The 16,060-nt window shown below is 65.2% G+C and carries 12 protein-coding genes; 9 read left to right on the forward strand and 3 right to left on the reverse strand.

The window, feature by feature from the left end; genetic code table 11:
* The first annotated feature begins 134 nt into the window (after nt 1-134).
* Nucleotides 135-356, forward strand: a complete 222-nt coding sequence (locus IE191_RS04670; RefSeq protein WP_022677775.1) for a DUF4170 domain-containing protein — start codon at nt 135-137, stop codon at nt 354-356.
* 80 nt (nt 357-436) lie between these two features.
* Here IE191_RS04670 and greA read toward each other — a convergent pair whose 3' ends face one another.
* The 3 genes from greA to carA all read right to left on the reverse strand — a co-directional run bounded on the left by greA (nt 437) and on the right by carA (nt 5,600).
* Nucleotides 437-913 carry a transcription elongation factor GreA gene (greA, locus tag IE191_RS04675; protein ID WP_191323197.1) on the reverse strand — a complete coding sequence of 159 codons (477 nt, stop codon included), beginning with the start codon at nt 911-913 and terminating at the stop codon, nt 437-439.
* 119 nt (nt 914-1,032) lie between these two features.
* Complete coding sequence (gene carB, locus IE191_RS04680) at nt 1,033-4,347, reverse strand: carbamoyl-phosphate synthase large subunit (RefSeq protein ID WP_191323198.1); 3,315 nt, start codon at nt 4,345-4,347, stop codon at nt 1,033-1,035.
* 77 nt (nt 4,348-4,424) lie between these two features.
* Nucleotides 4,425-5,600: a glutamine-hydrolyzing carbamoyl-phosphate synthase small subunit gene (carA, locus tag IE191_RS04685; RefSeq protein ID WP_191323199.1), complete on the reverse strand. Its 1,176-nt coding sequence runs from the start codon at nt 5,598-5,600 to the stop codon at nt 4,425-4,427.
* A gap of 174 nt (nt 5,601-5,774) precedes the next feature.
* On the opposite strand from carA, the gene IE191_RS04690 reads away from it, so the two are divergent.
* The 8 genes from IE191_RS04690 to glyA all read left to right on the forward strand — a co-directional run bounded on the left by IE191_RS04690 (nt 5,775) and on the right by glyA (nt 16,048).
* Nucleotides 5,775-6,227 (forward strand): GatB/YqeY domain-containing protein, encoded by a 453-nt coding sequence (locus IE191_RS04690; RefSeq protein WP_191323200.1) that lies wholly within the window; start codon nt 5,775-5,777, stop codon nt 6,225-6,227.
* A 157-nt stretch (nt 6,228-6,384) separates the two neighbouring features.
* A complete protein-coding gene (locus tag IE191_RS04695; protein WP_191323201.1) occupies nt 6,385-6,777 on the forward strand; it encodes an endonuclease domain-containing protein in 393 nt (130 codons plus the stop codon).
* Between the two features lie 78 nt (nt 6,778-6,855).
* Complete coding sequence (dnaG, locus tag IE191_RS04700) at nt 6,856-8,727, forward strand: DNA primase (protein WP_191323202.1); 1,872 nt, start codon at nt 6,856-6,858, stop codon at nt 8,725-8,727.
* 84 nt (nt 8,728-8,811) lie between these two features.
* Entirely contained in the window at nt 8,812-10,812 is a 2,001-nt protein-coding gene (gene rpoD, locus IE191_RS04705; protein WP_191323203.1) for an RNA polymerase sigma factor RpoD, read from the forward strand.
* Between the two features lie 225 nt (nt 10,813-11,037).
* Complete coding sequence (locus IE191_RS04710; protein WP_191323204.1) at nt 11,038-13,350, forward strand: TonB-dependent receptor; 2,313 nt, start codon at nt 11,038-11,040, stop codon at nt 13,348-13,350.
* Nucleotides 13,351-13,502: 152 nt separating this feature from the next.
* Nucleotides 13,503-14,123, forward strand: a complete 621-nt coding sequence (locus IE191_RS04715; protein ID WP_191323205.1) for a DUF2059 domain-containing protein — start codon at nt 13,503-13,505, stop codon at nt 14,121-14,123.
* A gap of 158 nt (nt 14,124-14,281) precedes the next feature.
* Complete coding sequence (gene rpiB, locus IE191_RS04720; protein ID WP_191323206.1) at nt 14,282-14,719, forward strand: ribose 5-phosphate isomerase B; 438 nt, start codon at nt 14,282-14,284, stop codon at nt 14,717-14,719.
* A gap of 15 nt (nt 14,720-14,734) precedes the next feature.
* The gene (glyA, locus tag IE191_RS04725; RefSeq protein WP_191323207.1) at nt 14,735-16,048 is read left to right on the forward strand and encodes a serine hydroxymethyltransferase; all 1,314 of its coding nucleotides are present in this window, start codon (nt 14,735-14,737) and stop codon (nt 16,046-16,048) included.
* Nucleotides 16,049-16,060 lie beyond the last annotated feature (12 nt).

Here is a 16,060-nt window from a genome sequence, read left to right on the forward strand (position 1 = left end):
ACCCGCACGGGCCGTCTGCGTCGTTTTGCGCAAACGCCCGTGCGCAGGTTGCAAGGTCTCTTCCCCGCGGAGGTCTTGCGCAAAGCCGCGCAGTTTGCCATCGGCATTGCGCATCCTCCCAGGGAAGGGCCACAATGCAGAAACTCCACCTCGTGATGGGCGGCCGGGTGAAAGACCCGCAGACGCTCGATTTTGTCGATCTCAAAGCCATCGATCTGGTCGGCGTCTATGCCGACTATGCGGCGGCCGAAGAAGCCTGGCGCTCGGCAGCGCAGCGCACGGTTGACGATGCCGAAATGCGCTATGTGGTGGTGCACCTCCACAAGCTGCTCGATCCGGCCCAGTCGGACGCCTGAGCCCGCCATTGACGGCATAGAAAAAGCCCCCGGAAACATCGGTTTCCGGGGGCTTTTTATGATCTTGCGAGAGGATCGGTTCAGATGAACTCGATCTTCTGCACCAGGTAGAACTTGTCCCCGGCCGGCACGGTGACTTCGATCTCGTCATCCACCTTGCGGCCGATCAGGGCGCGGCCCAGCGGGGAATTGTAGCTGATGCGGCCACGCTTGGCGTCCGCTTCGGCCTGGCCCACGATCTGGTATCGCACCGGCTTCTCGTCATCGTCGAGCAGCGTGACGGTGGCGCCGAACACGATGCGATCGCCCGACAGCGTGGTGGGATCGATGATGTGGGCGCGGCTGATCTTGTCTTCCAGATCGGCAATCGTCGCTTCCACCTGCCCCTGGCGTTCCTTGGCGGCATGGTATTCGGCATTTTCGGAAAGATCGCCGTGGGCGCGCGCTTCCTCGATGGCATCTACGATCCTGGGACGCTCTTCGCGCAGCAGCTTGAGCTCCGCAGTCAGCTTTTCATAGCCTTCCTGGAGCATCGGCAGCTTTTCGACACTGGCCATCCGTAATCCTTCTCTTTCAATTCCCTGGCCCAATCGGTTCAAGGGAAAACCGTTCCCCCGCCGGGTTGAAAACCAACCCAGCGCAAACAGTCGCTATCGGCGGGGGAACCCTTGGACGATCAACGATAATAGTCTTGCAGCGACTGCACTTCAAGTTCGGCACTGCGCAAGGCCTCGATCGCCTCTGCCGCCGCCACCGATGCCGTGGCGGTGGTGAAGTAGGGAATCTTGCCGTTGAGTGCCGATGCGCGGATCGACTGCGAGTCCTTGTGGCTTTGCCAGCCTTCGGTCGTGTTGAAAATAAGGGCGATCTCGCCATCGATGATGCGATCGACGATGTGCGGGCGGCCTTCGGCCACCTTGTTGACCTGCTCCACGGCCACGCCCTGCTCTTCGAGGTAGCGCGCGGTGCCGCCGGTCGCCACGATCCGGAAGCCCAGCGCGGCGAGCTTGCGCACGCCCGGCAGGACCACCGGCTTGTCGGTATCCTTGACCGAGACGAACAGCGTGCCGCCCAGCGGCAGGCGGGTGCCCGCGCCCAACTGCGCCTTGGCAAAGGCCACCGCGAAGTTGCCGTCGATGCCCATGACTTCACCGGTGGACTTCATTTCCGGCGAAAGCACCGGGTCCACGCCGGGGAAGCGCGCGAACGGGAACACCGCTTCCTTCACGGCCATGTAATCGATGTCGCGGCGGATTTCGGGCAGGTCGGCGAGGCGTTCTCCGGCCATGACGCGCGCGGCATACTTGGCCACCGGCTGGCCCACCGCCTTGGCCACGAACGGCACGGTACGGCTGGCGCGGGGGTTCACCTCGATCAGGTAGACATCGCCATCCTTGATCGCGAACTGGATGTTCATCAGCCCGCGCACCTTGAGCGCCTGGGCCAGCAGCACCGCCTGGCGCTCCATTTCCGCGACGATTTCGGCTGGGAGGTTGTAGGGCGGCAGGGTGCAGGCGCTGTCGCCCGAGTGAATGCCGGCTTCCTCGATGTGCTGGAGCACGCCGGCCACGCGCACGGTCTCGCCGTCGGCCAGGGCGTCCACGTCACACTCGATGGCGTCGCGCAGGTACTGGTCGATCAGCACCGGGCTGTCGCCGGAAACCTGCACCGCCGTGGCGATGTAGTCTTCGAGCTGGGCCTGGCTGTCGACGATTTCCATGGCGCGGCCACCCAGCACATAGCTCGGGCGGATCAGCACGGGATAGCCGATGCGGCTGGCCACCGCGATGGCTTCGTCGCGGCTGCGGGCAATGCCGTTGGCCGGCTGCTTGAGGCCAAGCTGCTCGACCAGCGCGGCAAAGCGCTCGCGGTCTTCGGCCAGGTCGATCGCGTCGGGCGAGGTGCCGAGGATCGGAATCCCGGCGTCTTCCAGCGCCTGCGCCAGCTTGAGCGGGGTCTGCCCGCCGAACTGCACGATCACGCCGACCAGTTCGCCGGTCGAACGCTCCAGGTCGAGGATTTCCAGCACGTCTTCGGCGGTCAGCGGCTCGAAATAGAGGCGGTCCGAGGTGTCATAGTCGGTCGAGACGGTTTCCGGGTTGCAGTTGACCATGATGGTCTCGAACCCGGCCTCTTCCAGCGCGAAGCAGGCGTGGCAGCAGCAATAGTCGAACTCGATGCCCTGGCCGATGCGGTTCGGCCCGCCACCCAGGATCACGATCTTGCGCCGCTCGCTGGGCGCGGCTTCGTTTTCCGGCTCGCCGAACAGGCCGCCTTCATAGGTGGAATACATATAGGGCGTGACCGCCTCGAATTCCGCGGCGCAGCTATCGATGCGCTTGAACACCGGGCGCACGCCCAGCTTGTGGCGCAGCTTGCGCACTTCGTCCTCGCTGGTGGCACCGGCCATGGCCGAGACGACATCGTGCACCAGGCCCGAACGCGCGTGGTTGGGGCTGCCGACCAGGCCCGCCGACCGCACCGCCAGCTTGGCCAGGCGCTTGTCGGAAAAGCCCATGGCCTTGAGGCGGCGCATGCCCTGCGCGGTCACCGGCAGGCCGTGCTGGATCACCGCGTCTTCCTCGGCGATGATTTCGGCGATGTGGCGCAGGAACCAGGGTTCGTACTTGGTCACGGCGTGGACGTCTTCCACGCTGAAGCCTTCGCGGAAGGCCTGGGCGATCACCAGCAGGCGCTCGGGCGTGGCACGGCTGAGCGCAGCGTTGATCTCGTCGCGCGTGGCGCCTTCCAGCGCATCATAGCGGTTGAAGCCGTCGAGCCCGGTTTCCAGGCCGCGCAGCGCCTTCTGCAGCGATTCCTTCATGTTGCGGCCGATCGCCATGACTTCGCCGACCGACTTCATCGCGGTGGAGAGCAGCGGCTCGGAGCCCTTGAACTTTTCAAAGGCGAAGCGCGGGATCTTGGTGACGACGTAATCGATCGTCGGCTCGAAGCTGGCCGGGGTGGCGCCGGTGATGTCGTTGGTGATCTCGTCCAGCGTGTAGCCCACGGCAAGCTTGGCCGCGACCTTGGCGATCGGGAAGCCCGTGGCCTTGGACGCCAGCGCCGAGGAGCGCGACACGCGCGGGTTCATCTCGATCACGATCAGGCGCCCGTCCTTGGGATTGACCGCGAACTGCACGTTGGACCCGCCGGTTTCCACGCCGATCTCGCGGAGCACCGCGATCGATGCATTGCGCATGATCTGGTATTCCTTGTCGGTCAGCGTCAGCGCGGGGGCCACGGTGATCGAGTCGCCGGTGTGCACGCCCATCGGATCGACGTTTTCGATCGAGCAGATGATGATGGCATTGTCGTTCCGGTCACGGACGACTTCCATCTCGTATTCCTTCCAGCCGAGGAGCGATTCCTCGATCAGGACTTCGGTGGTGGGCGAAGCTTCCAGGCCGCCACGGACGATCTTGATGAACTCGTCCTTGTTGTAGGCAATGCCGCCGCCGGTGCCGCCCAGGGTGAAGCTGGGGCGGATGATCGAGGGTAGGCCGGTGGTTTCCAGCACGGCCAGCGCTTCTTCCACGGTGTGGGCCACGCCGGAACGGGCCGATTCCAGCCCGATCTTGTCCATCGCGTCGCGGAACTTCTGGCGATCCTCGGCCTTGTCGATGGCTTCGGCATTGGCGCCGATCATCGTCACGCCATACTTTTCCAGCGTGCCGTCGTTGGCCAGCGCCAGCGCAGTGTTGAGCGCGGTCTGCCCGCCCATCGTCGGCAGCACCGCGTCGGGGCGCTCCTTGGCGATGATCTTGGCCACCACTTCCGGGGTGATCGGCTCCACATAGGTGGCGTCGGCCATTTCCGGGTCGGTCATGATCGTGGCCGGGTTGGAATTGACCAGGATGATGCGATAGCCCTCTTCCTTGAGCGCCTTGACCGCCTGCGTGCCCGAATAGTCGAACTCGCAGGCCTGGCCGATGACGATCGGCCCGGCGCCGATGATCAGGATCGAGGAGATGTCAGTGCGCTTGGGCATGGGAGGGCCTTTGTCTTTGTTCTGGCGTCGGCCGTGCCGGGCACGGCGAAGGGGGTTCGGAAAACGACTGCGGGCGATCAGCCCAGCATGCTCACGAACTTTTCAAACAGATAGAAGCTGTCCTGTGGGCCGGGCGAGGCTTCGGGGTGGTATTGCACGCCGAACGCCTTCTTGCCGACGATCGCGATCCCGCAGTTGGACCCGTCGAACAGCGAGACGTGGGTTTCGATCACGTTTTCCGGCAGCGAACCGGGCGTGTTGTCCACGGCGAAGCCATGGTTCATCGAGGTGATCTCGACCACGCCATCCGCGTTGCGCATGACCGGGTGGTTGGCGCCGCGATGGCCCTGGTTCATCTTGGTGGTCTTGGCCCCGGCGGCCAGGCCCAGCATCTGGTGGCCAAGGCAGATGCCGAAGATCGGCACGTCGGCGGCGAGCAGCTTCTGGATCACCGGCACGGCATAGGCGCCGGTGGCCGCGGGGTCGCCCGGGCCGTTGGACAGGAACACACCGGCAGGCTTGAGCGCCATGATATCATCGAAGCTGGTCTGCGCGGGCACCACGGTCACGTCCGCCCCGGCCTTGACCAGGTTGCGGAAGATATTGTCCTTGGCGCCGAAATCCATGGCGACCACATGCGGGCGGCCGGTGCCTTCGGGGCGGGTATAGCCCTGCCCCAGGTGCCAGACCGAACCCTGCCATTCCTCGCGAGCCTCGCGGCTGACCACGCGGGCGAGATCGAGGCCTTCGAGGCCCTGCCAGGCGCGCGCCTTTTCCAGCAGGGCTTCCAGGTCGAACTTGCCGTCCGGGTTGTGCGCGATCACCGCGTTGGGCGCGCCGGACAGGCGGATGCGGCGAGTCAGCGCGCGAGTATCGACCCCGGCGATGCCGATGCGGCCCTGGCGCTCCATCCATTCCTGGAACGTGCCCTGGGCGCGGAAGTTGGCCGGGGCGGTGACGTCTTCGCGCACCACGCAGCCCACGGCGCCGGGCACGCCATGGCTTTCCATATCTTCGGCATTGGTGCCGACATTGCCGATATGCGGGAACGTGAAGGTCACGATCTGGCTGGCGTAGCTCGGATCGGTCATCACTTCCTGATAGCCGGTCATCGCGGTGTTGAAGCAGACTTCACCCACCGCTTCACCCACGGCGCCGAAACCTCGGCCCCAGGCGACCGAACCGTCGGCAAGGACGAGCACAGCCGTCGATCCTTCTGGTTGGGACGCAAGCGAAAGGGCGGGGTCGGCCATTATGGGGGCGCTCCGTTGGCAGGGGTTCTGGCGATGTTGCTAAGGCCCGGCCGCTACGCCCCTATGACCGCAGCGTCAACCTAGCGGTTCAAGAAAGTTTGTCCTAGGAGGAATCCTTTGCCGCGCCGGACACCGCTCCGCACGCGGCCCAGACACCCACAGGAACACACGAACATGATCCGCGACACGATCAAGGCCGCGCAAGTGGCTGCCATGAAAGCCGGCGACAAGGGGCGCCTGGCTGCCGTCCGCCTGATCTTGGCCAAGCTCAAGGACAAGGACATCGAACTGCGCACCGCCGCGAGCGTGCCCGACGATGACACCGTGGTGATCGACGTGCTGCAAAAGATGGTCAAGCAGCGCCGCGAATCGATCACCCTGTTCGAGCAGGGCGGGCGCCAGGAACTGGCCGACGTGGAAAAGGCCGAACTGGCGGTGATCGAGGATTTCCTCCCCGCGCAGATGGGCGAGGACGAAGTCAATGCCGCGATCCTGGCGATCAAGGACGAACTGGGCGCCACCGGCATGAAGGACATGGGCCGCGTGGTGGCCGAACTGAAAGCCCGCCACGGCGCGCAGATCGACATGAGCAAGGCGAGCGGGCTGGTGAAGGCGGCGCTTTCGTAATTAACATGCCCTCCGCTATCTGGAACACGCCCTCCCCTAACCCCTCCCGCAGGCGGGAGGGGGATTTGCGGCGCTAAGAAGCCACTGCGGGAAAGGCTGCCTTTTTTAGCTCCCCTCCCGCTTGCGGGAGGGGCTGGGGGAGGGCATGTTGCCAGCCATGGACACAGCCTGGCAGCGCGCGAACGACAAGGGCGACCAGCGTCCCACCGCCCGCGCCCGCCAGTTGCGCAACAATGCCACCGAGCCGGAACGACGCTTGTGGCAGGCACTGCGCAACCGCCAGGTGCTGGGTGTGCGGTTCAACCGGCAGTTTCCGGTGGGGCCGTATATCTGCGATTTCGTTTCGCGCGAACTCCGGCTGGTGATCGAGATTGATGGCGCCACCCATGCGCAGTCAGAGGATCATGACCGGCGCCGTACCGCTTTTCTCGAAAGCCAGGGCTGGCGCGTGGTGCGGTTCTGGAATGGCGACGTAATGAGCAACCGCGACGGGGTTGTTCTGGAATTGGTGCGTGTTTTGAAGGAATTGGGTGTTGCTGGTGATGTGTGAGGGAACATGCCCTCCCCCAACCCCTCCCGCAAGCGGGAGGGGAGCGATTAATTCCTGGCCCGCAAGCGGGAGGGGAGTTTGAGCCTGACCCCGCAATGGCTGGATGAACTGCGCAACCGGATCTCGCTGTCGGGCGTGATCGGGCGGTCGATCCGCGTGCAGAAGGCCGGGCGTGAGTTCAAGGCGTGTTGTCCGTTTCACAACGAGAAGACGCCCAGCTTCACGATCAACGACGAGAAGGGTTTCTACCACTGCTTTGGCTGTGGCGCGCATGGCGATGTCATCCGCTGGATGACCGATCACCAGGGCCTACCGTTCATCGAGGCGGTCAAGGAACTGGCGGCGCAGGCGGGCATGGACATGCCCGAGATGGACCGCCAGGCGGCGCAGCGCGCGCAGGCGGCCAAATCGCTGCACGACGTGATGCAGGCGGCGCAGGAGTTCTTTGTCAGCAGCCTGAAAGGCCCGGGCGGCGAGCAGGCGCGCGCCTACCTCGCCTCGCGCGGGTTTCCCGAGCGCATCCAGCGCGAATTCGGCTTTGGCTATGCACCCGACAGCCGCACTGCCCTGAAGGAAGCGCTGGGGCAGTTTCCCGAAGGCATGCTGATCGAGGCCGGCTTGCAGATCGTGGTGGACGGCAAGGCGCCCTACGATCGCTTTCGCGGGCGGCTGATGCTGCCGATCGCCGACCAGCGCGGGCGGATCATCGCGTTCGGCGGCCGCATCCTGACGGCGGAAAAGACCGACGCGCCCAAGTATCTCAATTCGCCCGACACGCCGCTGTTCGACAAGGGGCGCACGCTCTACAACCTGCACCGCGCCGCGCCCGCCGCCCGCTCGGCCGCGCGCATCGTGGTGGTGGAAGGCTATATGGACGTGGTGGCCCTGGCCGCCGCCGGGATTGCCGAGGCGGTGGCTCCGCTCGGCACCGCGCTGACCGAGCACCAGATCGAGCGGCTGTGGCGCGTGACCGAATGCCCGACGCTGTGCTTTGATGGCGACGCCGCCGGGCAGCGCGCGGCGATGAAGGCGGTGACGCGCGCCCTGCCCCTGCTGCGCCCCGGCCACAGCTTGCGCATCGTGACTCTGCCCGATGGCATGGACCCGGACGACGTGGTCAAGAAGCGCGGGCGCGAGGCGATGCTCGACCTGCTGGGCACCGCGCGCAGCCTGGTCGACGTGCTGTGGGATGGCGAGCGCGAGGCCGCGCCGCTTACCACGCCCGAAGACAAGGCCGGGCTGAAAGCGCGGCTGCTGGCCCATTGCGAAACGATCCAGCATCCCGATATCAAGACGCTCTATCGCCGCGAACTGCTCGATCGCTTTGGCGAGCTGGCCTTTGCCCGGCGCGAGCGCCCTGCATTCACCCCGCGCCCGAGCGGCGGGAGTTTTCAGGGCGGACAGCGCGGGCGTGGTCCGTGGAAGCCGGCGCCGCCGCCCCTGCCCGCCGCCACGGCCACCCGGCTGCAACAGAAAGTCGGCTCGGGCGATGCGCTGCTCGCCGCCGTGCTCGCCGGGCTGGTGACCCACCCGGCTGCCCTGCCCCGCCATGGCGAGGCGCTGGCGCGCATTCACCCGGCCGATCCAGGCATGGCCGCACTGCTCGATGCGCTGCTGGCCTTTGCCGAATCGGGCGCGCCGCTTGAAAGCGCCGCCTTGCGCCCCATATTGGCGGAACGGCAGCTTCGGGTGCCGTCGGCAGACGATTACGACGGATTGCGATTCGGCTTCGTTTCGGAAGCGAGCGCCACCGCGCTCGACGAACTGGCCGAAGCTATCGAGCTTGTCGTCGATCTTCCGGCGGTGGAAACCGCGCTGGCGCAGGCGACAGAGCGGTTTGAAACGGAATTATCCGACGAAAGCTTTGCCGAACAGCAACGATTGCGCGAACGAAGGCTGGCATTGTTGACCCGGTTAGGGCAAATGGCACGCACTCGTGCATCGTTATAATAGAGGTATAGGGATCGCCCGAGACCGGATGCGATCCTGGCAAGTCCCAACGCGGCACGACGTCAAAGGGTGGTATCGGGGTTAATGGCTTCCAACGACAAGACCGATAGCGGCGATGCACCGCTGATCGACCTTAACGAGGCTTCGATCAAGAAGCTGATCGCGCGCGCCAAGCGTCGCGGCGTGATCACGTATGACGAGCTGAACGAGGCTTTGCCGCAAGACCAGATGTCGTCCGAGCAGATCGAGGACATCATGGCCGCGATCTCGGAAATGGGCGTCAACATCGTCGAGAGCGACGAGGACGCGGTCGATCCCGAAGAGCGCGAGGCCGAGGAAGCCGAAGACACCGACACCGGGATGGACGACCGCCCGGTGGTGGAAAAGCGCAAGGAAACCGTGGAACGCACCGATGACCCGGTGCGCATGTACCTGCGCGAAATGGGCGCGGTGGAACTGCTCAGCCGCGAGGGCGAAATCGCAATCGCCAAGCGCATCGAGGCCGGCCGCGACACCATGATCATGGGCCTGTGCGAAAGCCCGATCACCTTCCACGCCATCATCCAGTGGTCCGAAGCGCTCAACGCGGGCGAGATGCAGTTGCGCGAGATCCTCGATCTCGACGCCATGCTGTCCAAGGAGCCGCAACCGGAAAACCTGTCCGAAGACGGCGAGGAAGCCGACGGCGAAATCAGCGAAGCCACCGCCGGCCCCTCCTTCAAGGAAGAGGAAGACGTCGAGGAAGAGGAATCCGAGGACGAGGACGACGAGCTGCGCGAACGCCGCGCGCGTCCCGCCGAGGAAGAGGAAGAGGACAACACCCTTTCCCTCGCCCAGATGGAAGCCACGCTCAAGCCCGCGGCGCTGGAGCGTTTCGCCGAAATCACCAGCCTGTTCCGCGCCTTTGAAAAGCTTCAGGGCGAACGCCTGGACGCGCTTGGCCTGGGCCTGCCGTTCTCGGCGGCCAAGGAAGCCGAATACCACAAGCTGCGTGAGGAACTGACCGCGCAGGTGGAAAGCGTGCAGTTCCACGCCTCCAAGATCGAATACCTGGTCGACAACCTCTATGCGTTCAACCGCCGGCTGACCACGCTGGGCGGGCAGATGCTCCGCCTGGCCGAGCGCCACAAGGTAAGCCGCAAGGATTTCCTCGATCACTACGTCGGGCGCGAGCTGGACGAAGGCTGGTTGCAGTCGCTCGCCACGCGCGACAAGAAGTGGGCGGCCTTTGCCGCCAACGAAGCCTCGGCCGTGGAACGCATCCGCGCCGAAGTGTCGGACATTGCCTCGGCCACGGGCATGCAGCTCGCCGAATTCCGCCGCATCGTCAACATGGTCCAGAAGGGCGAGCGCGAGGCGCGCATCGCCAAGAAGGAAATGGTCGAGGCGAACCTGCGCCTGGTGATCTCGATCGCCAAGAAGTACACCAACCGTGGCCTGCAATTCCTGGACCTGATCCAGGAAGGGAACATCGGCCTGATGAAGGCGGTGGACAAGTTCGAGTATCGCCGCGGCTACAAGTTCAGCACTTATGCCACGTGGTGGATCCGCCAGGCGATCACCCGCTCGATCGCCGACCAGGCGCGCACCATCCGCATTCCGGTGCACATGATCGAGACGATCAACAAGCTGGTGCGCACCAGCCGCCAGTTCCTGCACGAGCAGGGCCGCGAGCCCACGCCCGAGGAAATGGCCGAGCGTCTGTCGATGCCGCTCGAAAAGGTGCGCAAGGTGATGAAGATCGCCAAGGAGCCGATCTCCCTCGAAACGCCGATCGGCGACGAGGAAGATTCGCACCTGGGCGATTTCATCGAGGACAAGAACGCGATCATCCCGGTGGATGCGGCCATCCAGGCCAATCTCAAGGAAACCGTGACCCGCGTTCTGGCCAGCCTGACCCCACGCGAAGAGCGCGTGCTGCGCATGCGCTTTGGCATCGGCATGAACACCGACCACACGCTGGAGGAAGTGGGCCAGCAGTTCTCGGTGACGCGCGAACGCATTCGCCAGATCGAGGCCAAGGCCCTGCGCAAGCTCAAGCATCCGAGCCGCAGCCGCAAGATGCGCTCGTTCCTGGATCAGTAACGAACGCATTGCTGCCGCAACACGAGAGAGGCGCCCGGCCCCGGCCTGGCGCCTCTTTGCGTTTGCGGGAACCACGATAGCCTGTGTTGCAATGCGGCATCAGTATCAGGTGAAACCGACACAGCGCTGCATTAGTCTGACACAGGTCTGACACAAAACGCTAATAGCCCCGGCAGGGACCACAACAGCGGCAAAGACCGCGTCCACCTCTCCAGGGGAATTTCCATGCGTACCATCACCCTTGCGTCCGCCATGCTGGCGGGCGTTGCCCTTGCGGCCGTTTCGCCGGCTGCCTTCGCCCAGGATGCCGCGCCAGCCGCTACTGATGCCGCTGCCGACACCGGCGACGCCATTGTCGTGACCGCCGAGCGCCGCCAGGAAAACATCATGTCCGTGCCGGTGTCGGTGGCGGTGATGAAGCCCGAACTGCTGCACAACCTCCAGGCCGCTGGCGCCGACACGCTGCTGTCGCTGGCCGGCCGCGTGCCCAGCCTGAACGTCGAATCGACCACGGGCCGCATCTTCCCGCGCTTCTACATCCGTGGCCTGGGCAACATCGACTTCTACCTCGGCGCCTCGCAGCCGGTCTCGGTGATCCAGGACGACGTGGTGATGGAGCACGTGGTGCTCAAGTCGAACCCGGCGTTCGACATTGCCCAGGTGGAAGTGCTGCGCGGCCCGCAGGGCTCGCTGTTCGGCCGCAACACCACGGCCGGCATCGTCAAGTTCGACACCGCCCAGCCCACGGCAACGTGGCAGGGCCAGGGCAGCGCGAGCTGGGGCAGCCGCAACGCGATCAACGTCGATGCCGGCGTTGGCGGCCCGCTGACTGCGGACGGCCGCATCAGCTTCCGCCTGTCGGGCCTGTACCAGCACCGCGACAACTGGATCAACAACACCTACACCGGCGTCAGCGATGACGGCACCAAGCCCGGCAACAACGTGATGGGCGGCTTCAACGAGCGCGACGTGCGCCTGCAACTGCTCGCCCAGCCGACCGAAACCCTGTCGCTGCGCCTGTCGGGCCACTACCGCGACTACGACGGCAGCGCCTCGATCTTCTATCGCGGTTCGATCCAGAAGGGCACGCACACCGTGCCGGAAAACCTGGACCTGACCAACGTGGCCTATGACGAAGGCGGCAACAACCCGCAGGCCTACAAGACCAAGGGCGTCTCGCTCAAGGCCGTGCAGGACCTGGGCAGCATGACGCTGACCTCGATCACTGCCTATGAAGCGTCGCACGGTTCGAGCCGTGGCGACACCGACGGCGGTGCGGCGGCAAACTTCGGCGGCGCCGGTTATGGCGAATCGCGTGGCGTGCTGCGCAGCCTGAACCAGTGGAGCCAGGAACTGCGCCTCGCCAGCCCGGATGCGGCGCGCTTCAAGTGGCAGCTTGGCGGCATCTACTTCGACTCGCGCGACTATACCGAGTTCGACCAGCGCGCCTACTTCCTGACCAGCAACGCGCTGGGCGGCACGCCCAACCCCAACAACTGGGTGCTGCTGCACAACGTCAACACGAGCTGGGCGGTGTTTGGCCAGGCCAGCTATGACCTGACCGAAAAGCTGCGCTTCACCGCCGGCGCGCGCCTGTCGAACGACACCAAGACCACCTCGCTGCTCAAGACCGCAAATACCGTGACCGGCCTTGAGACGTTCCCGGCCAACGCGCCCAAGACCGTGCGCCTGTCGGACACGCAGCCGAGCTTTGACGCCAGCCTGCTCTATCGCCCGACTTCGGACCTCTCGCTGTTTGCCCGCGTGGCGCGCGGCTTCCGTGGCCCGACGATCCAGGGCCGTTCGGCCGTGTTCAACTCGCCCTTCACCACGGCGAATTCGGAAAAGAACACTTCGTGGGAAGCCGGCCTGAAGAGCGCCTGGCTGGACAACGCGCTGACGTTCAACCTGACCGGGTTCTACTACACCGTCACCGACATCCAGTTGAACGGCAACGACAGCAACGGCAGCGGCGTGCTGTTCAACGCCAACAAGGCGGTGGGCTATGGCGCCGAAGCCGAACTGGGCCTGCGTCCGTCGAAGAACCTGCGCTTCGACATCGGCGTGAGCGTGCTGCACACCGAAGTGAAGGATCCGAACGTCTATGCCCAGGCCGGTTCGGCCGCTGGCGTGCTGTCGGAAACCGTGCTCAACCCGGTCAAGCAGGTCGGCGCGAACTACTTCGCGCAGATCAACGGCAACCCGCTGCCCAACGCGCCCAAGTTCAACCTGAACCTGTCGGGCCGCTATGACCTGCCGCTCAGCGACGAGCTGCGCGCGTTCGTGGGCGCGGACTTCAACCTCCAGGGCTATACCATGTATGTGCCCTACAAGACGGTGGAATACACCTCGAACGGCAACTACGAACTCGGCGCCAAGGCCGGCTTCGCCTGGGGCCGCTATGAACTGGCGGTGTTTGCCCGCAACCTGACGGACAAGCGCAACCTGATCGGCGTGATCGACACCTCCAACTATCGCGCCGGGATCTACAACGATCCGCGCACGATCGGTGTCTCGATCAGCGGTTCGTTCCGCTGAGCGCATCGCACGGCATGACAATCGGGACGGGGCGGCAGCGATGCCGCCCCGTTTTCGTTTCGGCCCAGAAACCGCTTTACCTTCAAGCAACAACACGCAACGAACGGCACACGGCGGGCTTGTTCCGCCAAGCCGCACATTGGGAGAGTTCGATGCTGCCTGCCCGCCACCTTGTTGCCGTCGCCGGTCTGGCCCTTGCCGGCACCGCAGCCCTGCCCTCCGCCGCGCAGGCGCAGACGCCGCCGCCAGCCGCCCGTCCGCTCGATCCGGCCGACATGCAAGTGGCCAGCCAGATCATCGCCGTGATCCTGCCGCCCGAGCAGCGGCTGGCCATCGTCGAGCGCGTGACCAGGACGATGATGAGCGCCATGCAGGGCAACATGGGCGGCATCATGGGCGTGGACGACCCTGGCCTGCAACAGATCGTCGCGCGCATGTTCGAGAAGATGCCCGCCGCGATGCGCCCGGCGATGGAGCGCCGCGTGCCCGAAATGGTCGATGCGATGACCCGCGCCTATGTCCGTCATTTCTCGCGCGAGGATCTCCATGCGATCCTGGCCTTCGCCCAGACTCCGGCCGGCAGCCGCTACCTCTCCCACGCGGCCGATCTGGTGCAGGACCCGGACGTCGTCACCGTGATGACCGCCATGAACCGGGATGGCATGGAAGTGGGCATGGGCGTGGCCAAGGAATTCAGGGCGGAACTCACCAGCTACCTGACGGCGCATCCCGACGTTGCCAAGAAGATCGCCGCCGCCCACGCCGGCCAGTGATGTTCGACGGGAGGCGCCTCGGCACAGGGCGCCCACCCATCGGGGCAAAGGGTGCAGCATAAGGCCAATTAATCTGGCGCAGCGCGCGCAATGGGTTTAGGGGGGCGCGACAAGCCCCATCATCAGCCCGTCACGGGCCGCTGGAACCGTTATAGCCCATGCGCATCGCCATTGCTTCCGATCACGCCGCCCTGGCGCTCAAGGCCGATCTCGTCCAATGGCTGGGCGAGCTGGGCCATGATGTGGCCGACCTGGGCCCCTACAACGCCGACAGCGTCGACTACCCCGACTATGGCTACAAGCTGGCCAGCGCCATGGCCGCCGGCGAAGCCGAGCGCGGCATTGCGCTGTGCGGTTCGGGCATCGGCATTTCCATCGCCGTCAACCGCAACCCGGCCGTGCGCTGCGCCCTGGTGGGTGAACCGCTTTCGGCCAAGCTCTCTCGCGAGCACAACGATGCCAACGTGCTGGCCATGGGCGCCCGCCTGACCGGGCTGGACATGGCCAAGGCCTGCGTCGAGGCGTTCCTCGCCACGCCCTTTGCCGGCGACCGCCACGTGCGCCGGGTTACCAAGCTTTCCAATCCCGCACTCTGAAAAGGAGCCCCACCGATGTCCACCGCTGCCACCGCATCGCCGGAAGTCCGCACGGCAGGCTTCTTCACCGAACACCTCGCTTCGGCCGATCCCGAGATCTTCGCCGCGATCCAGGGTGAACTCAAGCGCCAGCAGACCAAGATCGAGCTGATCGCCTCGGAAAACATCACCAGCCTGGCCGTGCTGGAAGCAACCGGTTCGGTGCTGACCAACAAGTATGCCGAAGGCTATCCGGGCAAGCGCTATTACGGCGGCTGCGAATATGCCGACGTGGTGGAAAACCTGGCGATCGAACGCGCCAAGAAGCTGTTCGGCTGCGAATTCGCCAACGTGCAGCCCAACTCGGGCAGCCAGATGAACCAGGCCGTGTTCCTGGCGCTGCTCCAACCCGGCGACAGCTTCATGGGCCTCGATCTCAATTCGGGGGGCCACCTCACCCACGGGTCGCCGGTCAACATGAGCGGCAAGTGGTTCCACCCGATCCCCTACGGTGTGCGCGCCGACGATCACCTGATCGACATGGACGAGGTCGCCCGCCTGGCCCGCGAGCACAAGCCCAAGCTGATCATCGCCGGTGGCACCGCCTATTCGCGCACCTGGGACTGGGCCGCTTTCCGCGCCATCGCCGATGAAGTGGGTGCCTGGCTGCTGGTCGACATGTCGCACATCTCCGGCCTGGTGGCAGGCGGTGCGCATCCCTCGCCGATCCCGCATGCCCATGTCGTGACGACCACCACGCACAAGAGCCTGCGCGGCCCCCGTTCCGGCGTGATCCTGACCAACGACGAGACGCTGGCCAAGAAGTTCAACACCGCAGTGTTCCCCGGTCTCCAGGGCGGCCCGCTGGTCCACGTGATCGCCGCCAAGGCCGTGGCCTTTGCCGACGCGCTGCGTCCGGAATTCAAGGCCTATGCCCACCAGGTCGTTGCCAATGCCAAGGCGCTGGCGGAAAGCCTCAAAGATGCCGGCCTCGGCATCGTTTCGGGCGGCACCGACAACCACCTGATGCTGGTGGACCTCTCGGCCAAGGACGTGACCGGCAAGGCGGCGGAAAAGGGCCTCGATCGCGCTTGGCTCACCTGCAACAAGAACGGCGTGCCTTTCGACAAGCGCTCGCCCTTCGTCACCTCGGGCATTCGCCTGGGCACCCCGGCCGGCACCACGCGCGGCTTCCGCGAGGATGAATTCCGCCAGGTCGGCCAGCTCATCGCCCAGGTGGTGGATGGCCTTGCCCGCAATGGCGAAGAAGGCGACGGCCAGGTGGAACAGCGCGTGCGCGATGCCGTGGCCGACCTGTGCGCCAAGTTCCCCATCTACCCGGAGCTCTGAGCGTTTGCGTTG

Source organism: Novosphingobium pokkalii (assembly GCF_014652855.1).
GTDB classification, from domain to species: Bacteria; Pseudomonadota; Alphaproteobacteria; order Sphingomonadales; family Sphingomonadaceae; genus Novosphingobium; species Novosphingobium pokkalii.

Bases quoted from the DNA above. Each gene is read 5' to 3' on its own strand.
- IE191_RS04670 (WP_022677775.1), top strand. From the start codon at position 135: ATGCAGAAACTCCACCTCGTGATGGGCGGCCGGGTGAAAGACCCGCAG.
- IE191_RS04715 (WP_191323205.1), top strand. From the start codon at position 13,503: ATGCTGCCTGCCCGCCACCTTGTTGCCGTCGCCGGTCTGGCCCTTGCC.
- rpiB (WP_191323206.1), top strand. From the start codon at position 14,282: ATGCGCATCGCCATTGCTTCCGATCACGCCGCCCTGGCGCTCAAGGCC.
- carA (WP_191323199.1), bottom strand. From the start codon at position 5,600: ATGGCCGACCCCGCCCTTTCGCTTGCGTCCCAACCAGAAGGATCGACG.
- rpoD (WP_191323203.1), top strand. From the start codon at position 8,812: ATGGCTTCCAACGACAAGACCGATAGCGGCGATGCACCGCTGATCGAC.
- greA (WP_191323197.1), bottom strand. From the start codon at position 913: ATGGCCAGTGTCGAAAAGCTGCCGATGCTCCAGGAAGGCTATGAAAAG.
- IE191_RS04710 (WP_191323204.1), top strand. From the start codon at position 11,038: ATGCGTACCATCACCCTTGCGTCCGCCATGCTGGCGGGCGTTGCCCTT.
- glyA (WP_191323207.1), top strand. From the start codon at position 14,735: ATGTCCACCGCTGCCACCGCATCGCCGGAAGTCCGCACGGCAGGCTTC.
- IE191_RS04695 (WP_191323201.1), top strand. From the start codon at position 6,385: ATGGACACAGCCTGGCAGCGCGCGAACGACAAGGGCGACCAGCGTCCC.
- carB (WP_191323198.1), bottom strand. From the start codon at position 4,347: ATGCCCAAGCGCACTGACATCTCCTCGATCCTGATCATCGGCGCCGGG.
- IE191_RS04690 (WP_191323200.1), top strand. From the start codon at position 5,775: ATGATCCGCGACACGATCAAGGCCGCGCAAGTGGCTGCCATGAAAGCC.